Annotated in this window: 22 protein-coding genes; 18 read left to right on the top strand and 4 right to left on the bottom strand. The window is 68.1% G+C overall.

Translation table 11 applies throughout. The features are described from left to right. Positions 1–227 precede the first annotated feature (227 nt). Both ACW177_RS14390 and ACW177_RS14385 read left to right on the top strand, forming a co-directional pair. Positions 228–1,274 (top strand): PDC sensor domain-containing protein, encoded by a 1,047-nt coding sequence (locus tag ACW177_RS14390; RefSeq protein WP_492026362.1) that lies wholly within the window; start codon positions 228–230, stop codon positions 1,272–1,274. Between the two features lie 32 nt (positions 1,275–1,306). Next, entirely contained in the window at positions 1,307–1,780 is a 474-nt protein-coding gene (locus ACW177_RS14385; RefSeq protein WP_492026361.1) for a YcgN family cysteine cluster protein, read from the top strand. Positions 1,781–1,974: 194 nt separating this feature from the next. Here the strand turns inward: ACW177_RS14385 and ACW177_RS14380 are convergent, their stop codons facing one another. Together ACW177_RS14380 and ACW177_RS14375 are read right to left on the bottom strand one after the other, a co-directional pair. Further along, the gene (locus tag ACW177_RS14380; RefSeq protein ID WP_492026360.1) at positions 1,975–2,394 is read right to left on the bottom strand and encodes a type II toxin-antitoxin system VapC family toxin; all 420 of its coding nucleotides are present in this window, start codon (positions 2,392–2,394) and stop codon (positions 1,975–1,977) included. Continuing rightward, complete coding sequence (locus ACW177_RS14375) at positions 2,391–2,663, bottom strand: hypothetical protein (protein WP_267514391.1); 273 nt, start codon at positions 2,661–2,663, stop codon at positions 2,391–2,393. Before ACW177_RS14375 ends, ACW177_RS14380 begins: the two co-directional genes overlap by 4 nt. Before the next feature lie 126 nt (positions 2,664–2,789). Here ACW177_RS14375 and ACW177_RS14370 point away from each other — a divergent pair, with 126 nt between their 5' ends. From ACW177_RS14370 to ACW177_RS14345, 6 genes are all read left to right on the top strand, one after another. Then, positions 2,790–3,077: a spike base protein, RCAP_Rcc01079 family gene (locus ACW177_RS14370; RefSeq protein ID WP_492026359.1), complete on the top strand. Its 288-nt coding sequence runs from the start codon at positions 2,790–2,792 to the stop codon at positions 3,075–3,077. Next, complete coding sequence (locus ACW177_RS14365; RefSeq protein ID WP_492026358.1) at positions 3,074–4,204, top strand: SGNH/GDSL hydrolase family protein; 1,131 nt, start codon at positions 3,074–3,076, stop codon at positions 4,202–4,204. Before ACW177_RS14370 ends, ACW177_RS14365 begins: the two co-directional genes overlap by 4 nt. A 37-nt stretch (positions 4,205–4,241) precedes the next feature. Next, positions 4,242–5,405, top strand: coding sequence for an acyltransferase family protein (locus tag ACW177_RS14360; protein ID WP_492026357.1), 1,164 nt, complete (start codon positions 4,242–4,244; stop codon positions 5,403–5,405). Positions 5,406–5,457: 52 nt separating this feature from the next. Then, the gene (locus ACW177_RS14355; RefSeq protein ID WP_492026356.1) at positions 5,458–6,612 is read left to right on the top strand and encodes a phage portal protein; all 1,155 of its coding nucleotides are present in this window, start codon (positions 5,458–5,460) and stop codon (positions 6,610–6,612) included. Continuing rightward, positions 6,609–6,836, top strand: coding sequence for a hypothetical protein (locus tag ACW177_RS14350; protein WP_492026355.1), 228 nt, complete (start codon positions 6,609–6,611; stop codon positions 6,834–6,836). The genes ACW177_RS14355 and ACW177_RS14350 overlap by 4 nt, the downstream gene beginning before the upstream one ends. Positions 6,837–7,018: 182 nt before the next feature. After that, positions 7,019–7,414 (top strand): HK97 family phage prohead protease, encoded by a 396-nt coding sequence (locus ACW177_RS14345; protein WP_492026354.1) that lies wholly within the window; start codon positions 7,019–7,021, stop codon positions 7,412–7,414. 16 nt (positions 7,415–7,430) lie between these two features. Here ACW177_RS14345 and ACW177_RS14340 read toward each other — a convergent pair whose 3' ends face one another. Then, positions 7,431–7,895, bottom strand: a complete 465-nt coding sequence (locus ACW177_RS14340; protein WP_492026353.1) for a hypothetical protein — start codon at positions 7,893–7,895, stop codon at positions 7,431–7,433. Between the two features lie 115 nt (positions 7,896–8,010). On the opposite strand from ACW177_RS14340, the gene ACW177_RS14335 reads away from it, so the two are divergent. The 8 genes from ACW177_RS14335 to ACW177_RS14300 all read left to right on the top strand — a co-directional run bounded on the left by ACW177_RS14335 (position 8,011) and on the right by ACW177_RS14300 (position 11,984). After that, the gene (locus ACW177_RS14335) at positions 8,011–9,249 is read left to right on the top strand and encodes a phage major capsid protein (protein ID WP_492026352.1); all 1,239 of its coding nucleotides are present in this window, start codon (positions 8,011–8,013) and stop codon (positions 9,247–9,249) included. A 172-nt stretch (positions 9,250–9,421) separates the two neighbouring features. Then, complete coding sequence (locus ACW177_RS14330) at positions 9,422–9,685, top strand: head-tail connector protein (protein ID WP_492026351.1); 264 nt, start codon at positions 9,422–9,424, stop codon at positions 9,683–9,685. Next, complete coding sequence (locus ACW177_RS14325; protein ID WP_492026350.1) at positions 9,682–9,978, top strand: phage head-tail adapter protein; 297 nt, start codon at positions 9,682–9,684, stop codon at positions 9,976–9,978. The genes ACW177_RS14330 and ACW177_RS14325 overlap by 4 nt, the downstream gene beginning before the upstream one ends. Further along, positions 9,975–10,376, top strand: coding sequence for a DUF3168 domain-containing protein (locus tag ACW177_RS14320; protein WP_492026349.1), 402 nt, complete (start codon positions 9,975–9,977; stop codon positions 10,374–10,376). The genes ACW177_RS14325 and ACW177_RS14320 overlap by 4 nt, the downstream gene beginning before the upstream one ends. 148 nt (positions 10,377–10,524) lie before the next feature. After that, entirely contained in the window at positions 10,525–10,935 is a 411-nt protein-coding gene (locus ACW177_RS14315) for a phage major tail protein, TP901-1 family (RefSeq protein ID WP_492026348.1), read from the top strand. Next, a complete protein-coding gene (locus ACW177_RS14310; protein ID WP_492026347.1) occupies positions 10,932–11,270 on the top strand; it encodes a GTA-gp10 family protein in 339 nt (112 codons plus the stop codon). The genes ACW177_RS14315 and ACW177_RS14310 overlap by 4 nt, the downstream gene beginning before the upstream one ends. 38 nt (positions 11,271–11,308) lie before the next feature. Next, positions 11,309–11,467: a phage tail assembly chaperone gene (locus tag ACW177_RS14305; protein ID WP_492026346.1), complete on the top strand. Its 159-nt coding sequence runs from the start codon at positions 11,309–11,311 to the stop codon at positions 11,465–11,467. After that, positions 11,457–11,984, top strand: a complete 528-nt coding sequence (locus ACW177_RS14300) for a phage tail tape measure protein (RefSeq protein WP_492026345.1) — start codon at positions 11,457–11,459, stop codon at positions 11,982–11,984. The genes ACW177_RS14305 and ACW177_RS14300 overlap by 11 nt, the downstream gene beginning before the upstream one ends. 159 nt (positions 11,985–12,143) lie before the next feature. Here the strand turns inward: ACW177_RS14300 and ACW177_RS14295 are convergent, their stop codons facing one another. Beyond that, positions 12,144–12,848 carry a DUF805 domain-containing protein gene (locus ACW177_RS14295; protein ID WP_492026344.1) on the bottom strand — a complete coding sequence of 235 codons (705 nt, stop codon included), beginning with the start codon at positions 12,846–12,848 and terminating at the stop codon, positions 12,144–12,146. Between the two features lie 91 nt (positions 12,849–12,939). Between ACW177_RS14295 and ACW177_RS14290 the strand changes: the two genes are divergently transcribed. Together ACW177_RS14290 and ACW177_RS14285 are read left to right on the top strand one after the other, a co-directional pair. Next, positions 12,940–13,551: a phage distal tail protein, Rcc01695 family gene (locus tag ACW177_RS14290; RefSeq protein WP_492026343.1), complete on the top strand. Its 612-nt coding sequence runs from the start codon at positions 12,940–12,942 to the stop codon at positions 13,549–13,551. 130 nt (positions 13,552–13,681) lie between these two features. Continuing rightward, positions 13,682–14,329 (top strand): phage/gene transfer agent baseplate hub protein, encoded by a 648-nt coding sequence (locus ACW177_RS14285; RefSeq protein ID WP_492026342.1) that lies wholly within the window; start codon positions 13,682–13,684, stop codon positions 14,327–14,329. Positions 14,330–14,336 lie beyond the last annotated feature (7 nt).

The raw sequence follows: 14,336 nt of genomic DNA, 5'->3' as shown, positions 1-14,336 counted from the left end.
GAGGAGGGAGGGTCGATCCGCCACGGGCAAAGAGGCGGGGCGACCCCGAGCCCATGGCCAGGGAGGGTCGGCCCAACCAGCGAAGCGTCACGACTTTATAGTGACCAATGTTCTCTCAAACATGGTTATAATACATTAAGTTCTAAGGTTTTAGGTGCGGGTGACATCTTCGGTTTCGCCACTCCTCCCATTGCGGCGCGCCGGAATGGGCGGGGTGGGGATCTCAGATGACGGATGTGAACGCGGGCGCAAGGCCTGAGCGTATTCTAGAGCTGTCCGAACGGCTGAACGCCGTGGCGGGCGAAAAGATCGGTGAGATCGCCCTGGTCAACCGGGCCGCCAAGATGCTGGTGGTTAATGCCCAGGTCGTGGCGGCGCGCAGCGGGGACGCCGGGCGCAGCTTCATGGTTGTGGCGGAAGAGTTCAAGCGGATCTCCGGACAGATCGACGAGGTCGCCGGAGCCCTGGAACAGCAGGTGCGGGGCGATCTGACGGAGCTGTCCGCCATCGGCGGGGCGATCCTGGGCCAGTTGCGGGGGCAGAGGCTGGCCGATCTGGCGCTGAACGCCATCGAGATCATCGACCGGAACTTGTACGAGCGGACCTGCGACGTACGCTGGTGGGCGACGGATAGCGCGGTGGTGGACTGTGTCGCCAAACCTGACGCCGCCAAGGCGGAGCACGCCAGCCAGAGGCTGAAGGTCATTCTGGACGCCTATACCGTCTATCTGGACCTGTGGATCTGCGACCGAAGCGGCGCGATCGTGGCGAACGGACGGCCAGACCTTTATCCGGTGCAGGGGAAATCCGCGCGGGACATGTCCTGGTTTCGAGACGCCATGGCGACCAGGTCGGGCGATGATTTCGCAGTGGCGGACGTCATGCGGTTGGAGGAACTAAACGGGGCGCCAGTGGCGACCTACGCCACCGCCATTCGTGAGGGCGGCCTGGCGAAGGGGGCCGTGATCGGGGTGCTGGGCATCCATTTCGACTGGCAGGCTCAAGCCCAGACGGTGGTGGACGGGGTGCGGTTGACGCCCGAAGAGCGGGCCCGGACGCGGGTTCTGCTGCTGGACCAGAAGCATCGGGTGCTGGCGGCCTCGGACGGGATGGGGGTATTGAGCGAGACGGTGAAACTGGATGTCGGCGGGGGCCCCATGGGCAGCTATTCCAAGGGCGACCGCACCGTCGGCTATGCGCGCACGCCCGGATACGAGACCTATGAGGGTCTGGGGTGGTATGGGTGTCTGGTTCAGGACGCAGCCGCCATCTGATGGCCGCATCCATCGACTAGGCGCGCCGTCCCATGCTTTCCGTTCCGTCCCCCCTTCAGCCCTACTGGGAAACCAAGACCCTGGCCGAGATGTCTCCGGCCGAGTGGGAGGGGCTGTGCGACGGGTGCGGCCTGTGCTGCGTAATCCGGTTCGAGGACGAGGATACGGGCGAGGTGATCCCGACGCGGGTTCACTGCCAACTGTTTGACTCACAAGCCTGTTCCTGCTCGGACTATGTGAACCGCAAGGCCCATGTGCCGGACTGCATCAAGCTGACGCCGCAGAATATCGAGGCGCTGGCGTGGATGCCCAAGTCCTGCGCCTATCGACGGCTGCACGAAGGCCGGCCGCTGGCGGCCTGGCATCCGCTGGTTTCCGGCGACCCGGAGACGGTGCACACGGCCGGGGTGTCGGTGCGGGGGCAGACGATTTCGGAACTGTCGCTGGCCGAGCCCGAAGATGCGTTGGATTTCGAGGCGCCGGAATGGGCGGTCGAACGGGGCTGATGGTCGCAGCCTGATGGGTTGGCGGCGGCTTCTATTACAATGACGCTGGTCTGAATCCTTTCACTTCAAAGGCTTGTGCTTTTGTCGCGGCTGTTTGCGCGCCTGAGGACGCTGGTGCGGTAGTGTTTGGGCATGGCGGGAAATAGCGATGAACCGGGCGGGCGTTGCTGGAGAGGCAGGCAGCAAGCAGGGGATCAGAAGACTATGACGCCGGCGGTCTGGGGGTGTCTCTGCGTCGATGTCCGCAAGGGGCCGTCGGCGCTGACCAAGGGTACATCCAACGCCAAGGCTTGGGCCACGAGGATGCGGTCCCACGGATCGCGGGCGTCGATGGGCAGATTGGCCGCGCGCCAGGCGACATCCGGATCGATTGCAAGCAGGGTGAAGCCGAGTTGAGGCAGGGCGGCCGGCATGTTGCGTGGCATACGGTGCAGAAGAGCGTCTGCCGCTCGACTGCCTCCGCGACGACGCTTGTTGTCGATTTCGAAGATGCTGACGACGCTGACATAGATCGGTTCTGAAGGATCAATCCAGGATCGGGCTGACGGCGTCATCTGGGGCTGATCGAACAGGCTCCAGATCAGAACGTGCGTGTCGAGCAGGACGCCGCTCAACGATAAAGATCGTCTTCGTCTGCGGCCTCGGCCGCTTCTATGAATTCCGGGTCGGGCTGGAGGAAGAGATTGGCTTCCTCGTCTGTCAGCGGGCCGAGGTGGGCCAGGGCGCCGAAACGAAACCGAGGCGTTTCAGGGGCCGCCGCGGCGCGGATGACGGCGACGGCCTGACCGTCGCGGGACAGGACGATTTCCTCGCCGTTCTCGGCCTGGGCGGCGAGTTCGGCCAGGGTGGCGTGCGACCGGGCGATATCGACGTGGATCGTCATAGGCGAAGATTAGCACGCGCCGGGCGACGGGGGAATGTCGCCCGACCGCCCCCAACCTGCCGCTGACGCGGCCTGCCCTCCCCCGAGGGGGAGGGAGAGTTATTCTTATCTTGGGAGGAGAGAGACATGCCGGCCATAGCGGAGCGGGACGGGTTGCTGAACCATGGGCGGGACGCCAGCGGGCCGGGGCGGCGCGCGGCGGCGGTGACGCCCAGCGATACGGTCGATCTGACGACCTACGCCAAGGCCCTGTATGTCGGGGCGGCGGGAAATCTTCGGGTTTTGACGGTCGGGGGCGAGGACGGGGAGGCGGTGACCTTCGCCAATCATCCGGTCGGGTGGCTGCCGGTGCAGGTGCGTCGGGTTCTGGCTGCGGGGACGACGGCGGCCCAGGTCGTGGCGGTGTTCGATTGAGCCTGGCGGTCGAGGCGAGGACGACGGCGCCAGGCGGGATGCTGGCGCCGTCTCGACCGCAGTTCGACGTACCCGACCTGCCGCGCTGGTCGGCGGCGGTGCGGGGGATGCTGGCCGGGGTGCGGGATGCGCGGCTGCTGGTCGTCAGCGACAGCGTGGCCCAGGGGTTCGGCGCCGTGGCAGGTGGCTGGACGCCGGATGGACGGGGCGCGGCCTGGCCGAAGCGGCTGGCGGATCTGATGAAGGCGGGCGGCCTGCCGGCTTCGGCGGCGTCGCTGGCGGGAGCGGGGGCAGGCGATCTGGCGACGGGGGGATACGGCGTCTATGACCCGCGCGTGAGCCTGGGCAGCGGGTGGAGCGTCACGACCCTAGCCAGTCTGGGCGGGCGGCTGTTCACCACGCCGGACTGGGTGGACGAGGCTTGGTCGTTCCAGCCGGACGGGCCGGTGGACCGGTTCGACCTCTATGCGGTGTGCAACACGGCCCTGGGGGTGATTGCGGTCGAAACCGATGGGGTGGTGCGGGCGACTATCGACACGCTGAAGACGCCGGGGCTGGAGCGGCACACGATCCGCTTTCCCGAGACGTCGGGGCCGATTTCGGTGCGACGGGCGTCGGGCGGGGCGGTCTTCATCGCCGGGGGCGTGGCGTGGAAGTCCGAGCTGCGGCGGGTGCAGGTGATCAACGCCGGCTGGGGCGGGTCTCGCGTGGCGGACTGGACCACGACGGACCAGGCGTATCGGGCCTATGGGGCGTTGCCGGTCGCGGGGGCGGATCTGACGGTGATCTGCTTGACGATCAATGATTGGAACAACGGGACGACGGTCGCGGCCTATCGGGCCAATCTGGGGCTTTTGGTGGATCGGGCCCTGGTCAGCGGCGACGTGCTGATGATGACGGGGACGCCGTCGGACCCGGCCCAGGGCAAGGCAAGCTATGCCACGCAGCAGGCGATTGCGGCGGCGGCTGTGGCGGTGGCGACGGAGAAGGGATTGGCGGCGCCCATCGACGGCGCGGCTCTGTTCGGCGGGACGTTCGCGCCGGGTCTGATGTTCGACGCGGTGCATCCGAATGCGGCAGGGCAGGCACGGATCGCACAGGCTGTGCGAGCGCGAGTAATTATCTGAGATTGGGTCTGGTTCGCGCCGGTGTTAGCTGTGGCGGATGGGGCGGAGGTTCGACGAAATCCAGGTGTTGCGGTTCGTGGCGGCCACGGGGGTGGTGGTCGCGCACGCTGTCGATCTGACGGCCGGGCGGCTGGGGCTGGAGACAAGGCTCGCCGGCGGGACGCTGGAGGATTTCGGGGCGGCGGGAGTCGATCTGTTCTTCGTGATCAGCGGCTTCATCATCGCCACGACGATGCGGGGCCAGACGGGACTAGGGGCGGCGGCGGAGTTCCTGTGGCGGCGGTTCCGGCGAGTGGCGCCCCTCTATTGGCTATTGTCGTTGCCGATCCTGATCGGGATGGCGCGGGGCGGGACGCTGACGCCCGATGTGGCGGCGGCGACCTTTCTGTTCTGGCCGTTCAGCGGACTCGAGATGACGTTTCCAGCCCTGGGGGCGGGGTGGACCCTGTGTTTTGAGATGCTGTTCTACGCCGGGTTCGGCCTGGCGATTGCGGGTGGCGGCCGGGCCGGATGGTGGGTGGCGGCCGGGGCTGTGGTGGCGGTGGTCGTCGGCCTGGCCGTGGCGACGCCGGTGTTGCGGTTTGTCGGTTCGCCGATGGTTTTGGAGTTCCTGATCGGGGTGGGGATCGCTCGCTGGGGGCATGGGCTGCCGGGGCGCGCGGCCATTGCGGCGGTGGTTCTGGGGCTCGTCGGGTTCGGGGTGTCGCTGGGGTTTGGATATGGCGAGATCCACGGCGAGGCGGCGCTGAATCAGCCGATGGTCGGGTTGGCGCGGGTCGTGATCTGGGGGCTGCCGGCGGGGCTGATCGTACTGGGCGCGGCGCGGATGGGGCGAGAAGGTCCTGCGCCGGGGCCGGTCCGGCGCGGGCTGATCTTCATGGGGGACGCCTCCTATGCGGTTTACCTGGTCCATGTGCTGGTGATCCGGGCGGTGGGGCGGGTGTTCGAGGCGGGGGTGGTGCTGCCGGGGGATGCGGTTGTGGCGCTGACTGTAGTCGCCAGTCTGGCGGCCGGGGCGGCGGTGCATGTTTGGGTCGAGCGGCCGTTGATGGATTGGATGACGAAGCCACGCCTCTCCCTCCCCTTCATGGGGAGGGGCGATCGCAAAGCGATCGGGGTGGGGTCCGACAGGACAGGGCCAACAGACGCAGAGGCCAAGGCCAGCGTGCGGGATCGCACGGCCCCACCCGGGCTCGGCTGACGCCTCGCCGTCTCTCCCCATGAAGGGGAGGGAGAATTTCCAGGAGAGTTTGATGGTTTCGATCCGGTGGCCGTTCGGCCAAGCGGGGCGCGTGGGTGCGCCCGAAGAGAAGGCCAGTCGGGCAGCGGTGCTGCTGCACGGCGTGGGGCGGGCGCGGTGGACGCCCAATGACTACGCCAGTCTGGCGCGCGAGGGGTATCAGAAGAATGCGGTGGCCTATCGCTGTATCCGGATGATCGCGGAGGCGGCGGCCTCGGCGCCCTTTGCGGTGTTTGTCGAAGGGGTGAGGGACGAGGCCCATCCGTTGGCGCGGCTGATCCGTCGGCCCAATCCCGAACAGTCGGGGGCGGAGCTGATGGAGGCGGTCTATGGCGCGCTGCAGGTGTCGGGCAATGCCTGGGTCGAGGCGGTGGGCGAAGACGCGCCCGAAGAGCTGTGGGCGCTGAGGTCCGACCGGGTGAAGGTGGTTTCTGGTCGGTCGGGCTGGCCCGAGGCGTGGGAGTATTCGCTCGACGGGCGGTCGGTGCGGATCGGGCGGGCGGCGGACGGCTGGGGGCCGGTGCTGCAGCTGAAACTGTGGCACCCGCTGGACGACTGGTACGGGCTGTCGCCGCTGGAGGCGGCGGCGCAGGGGGTGGATGCGCACAATGCCGCCGGCGCCTGGAACAAGGCCCTGCTGGACAATGCGGCGCGGCCGTCTGGGGCCTTGGTCTATGGGGCGCAGAAGGGCGAGCGACTGACGGATGGGCAGTTCGAGGCGCTGAAGGCGCAGTTGTCATCCGCTTATGCCGGAGCGGAGAACGCCGGGCGGCCGATCCTGCTGGAAGGCGGGATGGACTGGAAGCCGCTGAGCCTGACGCCGGCCGAGATGGATTTCACCGCCGGCAAACATGCGGCGGCGCGCGAGATCGCCCTTGCGTTTGGGGTGCCGCCGCAGCTGCTGGGGATACCGGGGGACGCGACCTACGCCAACTATCGCGAGGCCAACACCGCCTTCTGGCGACAGACGATCACGCCCCTGGTGCGCAAGGCGGCGGGGGCGATGACGGGCTGGCTGGAGGGGCGGTTCCCCGGCTGCGAGGTGCGGGCCGACCTGGAGGCCGTGCCGGCGCTTCAGCCCGAGCGGGACGCCCTGTGGGCGCGGCTGGAGGCGGCGAGCTTCCTGACGGACGAGGAGCGGCGACGGATGGCGGGGGTGGAGGGATGAGCGATGCGGTGAAGAAGGTCGTGGCGGCGTTGATTGCCGCCCTGGCGGTTCAGACGGTCGGGGGGCTGGTCTGGGCCGGGGGCGCCGCGGCGCGGATCGCGACCCTGGAGCAGAGGGTGGGCGAGCAGAGGCTGGTGGCCGAACGGCTGGCGCGGCTGGAGACGCAAGGGGAGGCGACGGCGGCGGCGGTGGAGCGGATCGAGCGGAGGCTGGAGGGGCGATGAGGGGATTGGCGGATGATCCCTTCTCCCCTTGCGGGAGAAGGTGGCCGAGCGCAGCGAGGTCGGATGAGGGGTTGGTCGGTCATGGATGGAAGGGCTGGTTTGACCCCTCGCCCGACCGCGCCAGAACGACGGCTGCGCCGCCGTGCGCGGTCTCCCTCTCCCGCAAGGGGAGAGGGGCTGTGATGATCCAGGGCTACGCCTCGCTGTGGGGCGTTGCGGATCTGAACGGGGATGTGGTGCAGGCGGGGGCGTTTGCGGACAGCCTGGCGAAGACGGGGGCGGCGGGGGTGCGGATGCTGAACCAGCATGACGCGCGGGCGCCGGTCGGGGTCTGGGACGAGATCATCGAGGACGAACGCGGCCTGTTCGTGCGCGGCCGGATCGAGGACTGGTCAGCCGAGGCCCGGTTCGCCGCCGCGCTGAGCCGGGTGGGGGCGATGGACGGTCTGTCCATCGGATACCGCACGGCGCGGGCGCGGAGGCATGGGCGGCTGCGGGTGCTGAGCGGGGTGGAGCTGTGGGAGGTGTCGCTGGTGACGTTTCCCATGCTGCCGGGGGCGCGTTTCAGCCTCGGCTGACGCGCCCTGGGGAGGCCTAGCCGCCCGGAGCCTTCGGATCGGTGGTCAGAAGGATGTCTATTTCACGAAGCCTGCCGATCATGCCGCCGGTCGTGGCTGCTATGAACATGGCATAGCCGGATAGATAAGCCCCCCAAGCGTTCGCCCCCTCGAGCAAGTGGCTAAGCAAACCCAGACCGATCCCAGAAGCTTGGGCAAGCAGTACCGGAATCATCCATCCCGTGAGGACGGCTAGGGCCTTTTTCTGCTGCGGGGACACATGAGCGCGTCTAGCGCGGGCCCACGCCAGAAGAGCAGGAAACCTACATCGCAGTCCGATGGCCACACCGGAGACAAATAGGATCGGCGATAGGATGAAGAGTCCGAGCCATCCAATACCGGGAAGCGGCGACGGGACCAACTGGCCGTAAAAGACGCTAGCCATCAGCATCAAGGCAAGCGTGCCCCAAATCGCCGCCCGCCGTAAAGTCAGTCTTTCCATTCTGCTTTGGTAGCATGGATCGCAACTCAGACTGCGGCTCCGCTTCAAGAAATTCCGGGCCTGTGACCCGGAGATCCTGCGTGCCCCGATTGGGCGCGCTCAAACCGGAGACATCATGAAAGAGACCAAACAAGCCTCGGGCTCGCCGGAGGCGCAGGCTGTCGTGCGCGAGATGATGGCGGCGTTCGAGGCGTTCAAAGGGGCGAACGACGTCCGGCTGGGCGAGATCGAGAAGAAGGCGGCGGCCGATGTGCTGCTGGAGGAGAAGGTGGCGCGGATCGACCTGGCGGTGGCGGCGGCGCAGGCGCGGCTGGATCGGGTGATGAGCCAGAACAGGCGTCCCCAAATCGGCGGCGTGATCGGTGGCGAGCCGGTTGAGCCGGCGTCTGCGCCGGAGGCGAAGGCGGCGTGGGACGGTTATCTGAAGACCGGCCAATCCGGCGCCCTGGAGGTCAAGGCGGGGCTGTCGGGCGGGGCGACTTCGGGCGGTTATGTCGTGCCGTATGAGACTGAACGGGCCATCGAGCGGCGGCTGATGGCGGCCTCGCCGATGCGCGAGATCGCGACGGTGCGGACGGTGGCGGCCGGAGTGTTCAGAAAGCCGGTCTCGACGGCGGGCGTGGCCTGCGGTTGGGTGGCGGAGGCCGCCGCACGGCCCGAGACGGATCCGGCCACCCTGGCTCTGTTGGAGTTTCCGTCGGCGGATCTGTACGCCAATCCGGCGGCGACCCAGGCCCTGCTGGACGACGCCATGGTCGATCTGGACGAATGGCTGGCGGCCGAGGTCGAGGACGCCTTTGCGGCCCAGGAGACCCAGGCCTTCGTCAACGGCGACGGGGTGAACAAGCCCAAGGGCTTCCTGACCTATCCGACTGTGGCGGACGCGGGTCAGGCCTGGGGTCAGATCGGTTATGTGGCGTCGGGCGCGGCGGGCGGGTTCGCGCCGACCAGTCCGGCGGACCGGCTGATCGACCTGGTCTATGCGCCCAAGGCCCAGTATCGGCCGAACGGGCGGTTCGTGATGAACAGGAAGACGGTCTCGGCCGTGCGCAAGTTCAAGGACGCGGACGGCAACTATATCTGGCAGCCGGCGACGCGGCTGGGCGAGACGGCGTCGCTGCTGGGCTATCCGGTCACGGAGATCGAGACCATGCCGGATGTGGCGGCCAACAGCCTGTCCATTGCGTTCGGGGACTTTCAGCGGGGGTATCTGATCGTGGATCGGGCGGGGGTGCGGGTGCTGCGCGATCCCTATTCGGCCAAGCCCTATGTGCTGTTCTACACGACCAAGCGGGTCGGCGGCGGGGTGCAGAACTTCGACGCGGTGAAGGTGATGAAGTTCAGCGCGGGGTGACCGTGACGCTCCCTCTCCCCTTGCGGGAGAGGGAGGCCGCGCACGGCGGCGAAGCCGTCGTTCTGGCGCGGGTGGGTGAGGGGTTTTGTGGTTCGGACATCCCTCATCCGGCCCTTCGGGCCACCTTCTCCCGCAAGGGGAGAAGGACGAAATTTCACGATGGGAGACTGCCATGGCTGCACCGGTGACGGTGGCGGAGGCGAAGCTGTTTTTGCGGGTGGAGCATGAGGCCGAGGATGGGTTGATCCAGACGATGATCGCGGCGGCCCAGGCGCAGGTGGAGGCGGATGTGGGATTGAGTCTGACCTCGACCTCGCCGGCGGGGTTGAGGCTGGCGATCCTGATGCTGGTGCTGCGGGCCTATGAGCGGGGGGAGGACGCGGGTGTCCCGCCGATCGACGAATGGGTGGCGCCCCATCGGGTGGTGCGGCTGTGAGGACCTTGGCGGGGCTGTTCCGGGCGGTGGAGGCGCAGACGCCCTATGGCGGGCGGAGCGTGACGTTCGAGGCGGTCGGGTCGGCCTGGCTGAAGTGCGGGACGCGGCGACGGGTCGAGCGGGGCGAAGGGGATCAGCGGCGGTCGGTGGAGACCCTGGGCGCCGAGGCGCGGGTCGACGAACGGCTGGCGGTCGGGCGGATGCTGCGGTTCGGCGGTGCGGACTGGTATCTGGTTTCAGTGGAGGCGCTGCGCCCGGGTCGGGTCAAGCTGGGGCTGGAGCGGATGCGATGAGGGATCATGAAAGCGCGCTGCAGAAGGCGGTTCTGGCGGCGCTGAAGGCGGATGCGGCGGTGGCGGCTTTGGTGGGTGGGCGGATGTTCGACCAGGCGCCGGAGGAGGCGGCCTGTCCCTATCTGACGCTCGGTCGGTGCGAGAGCCGGCCGGTGGCGGCGGACGGGGGCGGGGTCGAGCAGAGGCTGACCCTGACGGGGGTGTCGCGGTTCGCGGGATCGGAAGAGGCCAAGGCCCTGGCGGCTGCGGTGCGGGCGTGTCTGCACGAGGTGGTGCTGGAGGCGGACGGGGTTCGGACGGCGACGCTGAGGACGAACTTCGCCGACGTGTTCCGGGCCGGCGACGGGCGACGGACTTATGCGGTGGTGCGGCTGAGGGCGGTGACGGAAGAAGTGTGAAGTAGTGAGCAAGGGGTGAGCAAGAGGTGAGCACGCGGTTAGCGGGGCGAGCCGGATCATCCGCGATGCGCTCAGCATCCGCTCACGTCTCGCTCACTTTTCACCTCTTGCTCACCCCCGCCCGCACCCAAACAAATGGAGAGACAGAATGACCGCACAGGCGGGCAAGGACATGCTGCTGAAGATCGAGGGCGCGCCGGGCGTGTTCACGACGGTGGCGGGGTTGAGGGCGCGGACGATTTCGCTGAATGCGCGGACGGTGGACGCAACCGACGGCGACAGCGCCGGGCGGTGGCGCGAACTGCTGGCGGGGGCCGGGGTCAAGTCAGCGGCGGTGTCGGGGCAGGGAATCTTTCGTGATGCGGCGTCGGACGCCCTGGTGCGCGAGGCTTTCTTTGATCAGACGGCGAAACGTTGGCGGCTGATTGTGCCGGACTTCGGCGTGCTGGAGGGGCCCTTCCTGGTGGCGGCGTTGGAGTATGCCGGTGAGCACGAGGGGGAGGCGACGTTTGCGCTGAGTTTGGCCAGCGCGGGCGAGATCGGGTTCTCGGCGACATGAGCGGCGGGGACTTGCCCCCCTCGGGCCGAAGGGCGGCCCTCTCCTCCCAAGGGGGGGAGATTGGGGCGCGGGGCGAGGCGGGGGTGGTGCTGGGCGGGGTGCGGCGCAGGGTGTGTCTGACGTTGGGGGCGCTGGCGGAGATCGAGACGGGCTTGGCGGTTGAGGGGCTGGCGGCGGTGGTGGAGCGGATGAAAGCCCTGTCGGCGCGGGACCTGATGGTGGTGCTGGCGGCGGTGCTGCGCGGTGGCGGCGAGGTGGAGCCGGCCGTGGAGGCGGTCGATCCGCGTGAGGCGGCGCGGGCGGTGGCGGCGGCGTTCGAGGCGGCGACGCGGTGACGGATGAGCAGACGCCCCAATTGACCCCTTGGGGCGAGATGTTACGGGCGGCGATGCGGATGGGGGTGGCGCCCGAGGCCTTCTGGCGGCTGTCGCTGAGGGAATGGCGGATGCTGACCGAGACGCCGCGCGGGGCCGCGCCGATGGCGCGCGCGGGACTGACGAAACTGATGGAGGACTGGCCGGATGGCGGATGAGTTCGGGCGGGGCGGAATCGACGATGTGCCGCTGAAGGCGGCCGAGGCGGGGGCGGCGCTGGAGGCGCTGAAGGGACCGGCGGAGGAGGCGGCCAATGCTATCGAGGCGGCGTTCGGGAGGGCGGGCGACAGCCTGACTCGGTCGCTGGCGCAGGCGGCGGCGGACGGGGAAGTGTCGCTGTCGGAACTGGCGAAGGCGGTGCTGAACGCGGTCAATGCGGCGGGCTCCGCCGGGTCCGGGAACGGGCTGAGCGCAGCGATCCAAGCGGCGGTGTCGAGCTTCGGCGGGGCGCGGGCCGACGGAGGGCCGGTGTTGGGCGGCGGGGCCTATCTGGTCGGGGAACGCGGGCCGGAGGTGTTTCGGCCGGCGACGGGCGGTGAGATCGGGCCTGCGTCGAACGGCGGGGTGACGGTCAATGTGGCGGTGGACGGCGGGGCGTCGGCCCTGCTGCGGTCAGAGGCCCAGATCGCACAGATGCTGGCGCGGGCGGTCAGTCTGGGCGCTCGGCGGATGTAGGGTTTTTGAGTGGCGAGTGGTGAGTGAAAAGTGAGCAGGGAGTGAGCGAGAGGTGAGCTGAAGGGGGAGATGGAGGTGAGATGGAGGTCGGCCTTAGCTCACCTCTTGCTCACTTTTCACTCCTTGCTTACCCGACTTTTCGCTCACCCCCCGTTCAGATCATTCGCCCTTGGGGTTGGGGCCGTATCGGTTTTCGCCCTTTTGACCTTCGACCAGACCGATCCACAGCAGGAAGATCAAAGGAACGATGGCGGACAGGGTGAAGGCGATCATGCCGGGCCCCATCAGGGCCAGCATCGCGAGCGGATCGCCGTCCAAGTCGTAGTCGCCCGCCCCGCTGGCGACGGCCGCTATCACGACCATGACGATCCCAACCATGCAGAAGATGACGGCCGAGGCCCAGGGAATGGCAATCAGCCAGCCGGTCTTGCCCATGTCGTGCAGACGCTTCACCGAGATGGCCAGATTGGGCCAGATCAGGCCCAGTAAGATGAGTCCGCCGATGACCGGCAGCCAGTTGGCGACGACGCTGACGCCCAGCAGGATCAACCAGCCGATCCAGAAGTGTGTGCGGTGGATGCGACCTTCGAACGAGAAGAACAGCTTTTGCCAATCGAAGCCGGCGACCGTGGTGTCGGTCGACGCGGACAGGCCGCCGGCGACGCCCACGGTGGAGGGGGCGCCGGCCAGGATCAGGATCTGGGTGGCGGCGTCGCCCTCGGGCACGAAATCGACGCGGACGCCGGCGGCGGGAACGGCCGGTGACTGAAGGCTGGACGAGACGAAGCTGTAACGTACGCCGTCGTCGCCGCTGATCAGGCCGGTTCCGACCGTTGTGTCATAGCTGAGGATTTCGCCGCGCATTGTCGCTCCCTTTTGCGGCCCCCTCGGCCGCCCTTCGGCGAGCATGGACGAGCGGCGCATTGCGAACAAGTAAAACACAGGAAAGGTTCGGATGGACTTCCATGAAGTGCGCCTGCCCGCGCGGCTGGCCTTCGGTTCGACCGGAGGAGTGGAACGGCGGACGGAGATCGCGACCCTGGCGTCGGGCTTTGAGCGGCGATCAACGCCCTGGGCCCTGGGACGGCGGCGGTATCTGATCGGGGCCAATCTGAGGTCGTTGGACGACATGGCTGAACTGATCGCCTTCTTCGAGGGGCGGCGAGGCCGGCTGTACGGGTTTCGGTTCAAGGACTTCGCCGACTTCAAGTCGTGCGCGCCGAGCGGGACGGTTTCGGCTGGGGATCAGCGCCTGGGCGTCGGAGACGGGGTGCGGACGAGGTTCCAGCTGATCAAGATCTACGGCGATGTGGAGCGGCCGATCACCAAGCCGGTCGAAGGATCGGTTCGGATCGCGGTTGGGGGCGTCGAGGTCTCCGGCTCTGTGGTGGACGCGGCGACAGGGGCGGTGAGGCTGGCGGTCGCGCCTGGAGCGGGGGTGATGGTGACGGCGGGCTTCCTGTTCGACACGCCGGTGCGGTTCGACACGGACAGGATCGAGACGACGCTGGAGAGTTTCGACGCCGGGCGGATGGCGGCGGTTCCGCTGATCGAGGTGAGGGTCTGAGGGGCTGGGTGCGCGGGCGGTGAAATAGTGAGCGAAGACGTGAGCAGGAGGTGAGCCAAATGCTCGTTTTCAGCGCACGTCTCGCTCACTTTTCACTTGTTGCTCATTCGCCACCTGAACAGGGCGAAAAATGAGAGACATACCGGAGGAAATGGCCGCCCGCATTGAGAGCGGGGCGGCGCGGCTTTGCCATGTCTGGCGACTGGAGCGAGCCGATGGGACGGTGACGGGGTTCACCGATCATGACCGCGACCTGGTGGTGGACGGGGTGGCTTGTCGGGCCGGGAGCGGGTGGACCGCCGGGGCGGCGGAGAGCGCGGTTGGTCTGGCGGCGGGTGCGGTTTCGGCGGCCGGGGCGCTGGACGACGCGGCGATCAGCGAGGCGGATGTGGCGGCGGGCCTGTTCGACGGGGCGGCGGTGGAGCTGTGGCGGGTGGACTGGTCCGAGCCGGCGCTGAAGGTGCGGCTGTGGGCCGGGGCGCTGGCGCGGATTCGTCGGCAGGACGGGGCTTTTGTCGCCGATCTGGAAGGGCCGTTGGCGAAGTTGGAGCGGGTGGTGGGGCGGACCTATGGGCGCATGTGCGACGCGCGGTTGGGGGACGACCGGTGCGGGGTCGCAGCGTCGCCGGGTCAGGTCTGCGACAAGCGGTGGGAGACCTGCGTCGGGACGTTCGGCAATGGCGTGAACTTCCGAGGGTTTGCGGATGTGCCGGGAGACGATTTCCTGACGGCCTATCCGGCCGGGAGCGCACGGAACGACGGCGGGAGTCGGCGGTGAGGGGGGA

The sequence above is a fragment of the Brevundimonas sp. AVps23W genome, assembly GCF_058681395.1.
This window is presented reverse-complemented; position numbering and strand designations above follow the sequence as displayed.

Coding starts and splice junctions, on each gene's coding strand:
- ACW177_RS14330 (WP_492026351.1), top strand. CDS start 9,422: ATGGCTGCACCGGTGACGGTGGCGGAGGCGAAGCTGTTTTTGCGGGTG.
- ACW177_RS14360 (WP_492026357.1), top strand. CDS start 4,242: ATGGGGCGGAGGTTCGACGAAATCCAGGTGTTGCGGTTCGTGGCGGCC.
- ACW177_RS14345 (WP_492026354.1), top strand. CDS start 7,019: ATGATCCAGGGCTACGCCTCGCTGTGGGGCGTTGCGGATCTGAACGGG.
- ACW177_RS14320 (WP_492026349.1), top strand. CDS start 9,975: ATGAGGGATCATGAAAGCGCGCTGCAGAAGGCGGTTCTGGCGGCGCTG.
- ACW177_RS14390 (WP_492026362.1), top strand. CDS start 228: ATGACGGATGTGAACGCGGGCGCAAGGCCTGAGCGTATTCTAGAGCTG.
- ACW177_RS14300 (WP_492026345.1), top strand. CDS start 11,457: ATGGCGGATGAGTTCGGGCGGGGCGGAATCGACGATGTGCCGCTGAAG.
- ACW177_RS14350 (WP_492026355.1), top strand. CDS start 6,609: ATGAGCGATGCGGTGAAGAAGGTCGTGGCGGCGTTGATTGCCGCCCTG.
- ACW177_RS14335 (WP_492026352.1), top strand. CDS start 8,011: ATGAAAGAGACCAAACAAGCCTCGGGCTCGCCGGAGGCGCAGGCTGTC.
- ACW177_RS14285 (WP_492026342.1), top strand. CDS start 13,682: ATGAGAGACATACCGGAGGAAATGGCCGCCCGCATTGAGAGCGGGGCG.
- ACW177_RS14290 (WP_492026343.1), top strand. CDS start 12,940: ATGGACTTCCATGAAGTGCGCCTGCCCGCGCGGCTGGCCTTCGGTTCG.
- ACW177_RS14375 (WP_267514391.1), bottom strand. CDS start 2,663: ATGACGATCCACGTCGATATCGCCCGGTCGCACGCCACCCTGGCCGAA.
- ACW177_RS14310 (WP_492026347.1), top strand. CDS start 10,932: ATGAGCGGCGGGGACTTGCCCCCCTCGGGCCGAAGGGCGGCCCTCTCC.
- ACW177_RS14340 (WP_492026353.1), bottom strand. CDS start 7,895: ATGGAAAGACTGACTTTACGGCGGGCGGCGATTTGGGGCACGCTTGCC.
- ACW177_RS14315 (WP_492026348.1), top strand. CDS start 10,525: ATGACCGCACAGGCGGGCAAGGACATGCTGCTGAAGATCGAGGGCGCG.
- ACW177_RS14355 (WP_492026356.1), top strand. CDS start 5,458: ATGGTTTCGATCCGGTGGCCGTTCGGCCAAGCGGGGCGCGTGGGTGCG.
- ACW177_RS14385 (WP_492026361.1), top strand. CDS start 1,307: ATGCTTTCCGTTCCGTCCCCCCTTCAGCCCTACTGGGAAACCAAGACC.
- ACW177_RS14370 (WP_492026359.1), top strand. CDS start 2,790: ATGCCGGCCATAGCGGAGCGGGACGGGTTGCTGAACCATGGGCGGGAC.
- ACW177_RS14305 (WP_492026346.1), top strand. CDS start 11,309: ATGTTACGGGCGGCGATGCGGATGGGGGTGGCGCCCGAGGCCTTCTGG.
- ACW177_RS14295 (WP_492026344.1), bottom strand. CDS start 12,848: ATGCGCGGCGAAATCCTCAGCTATGACACAACGGTCGGAACCGGCCTG.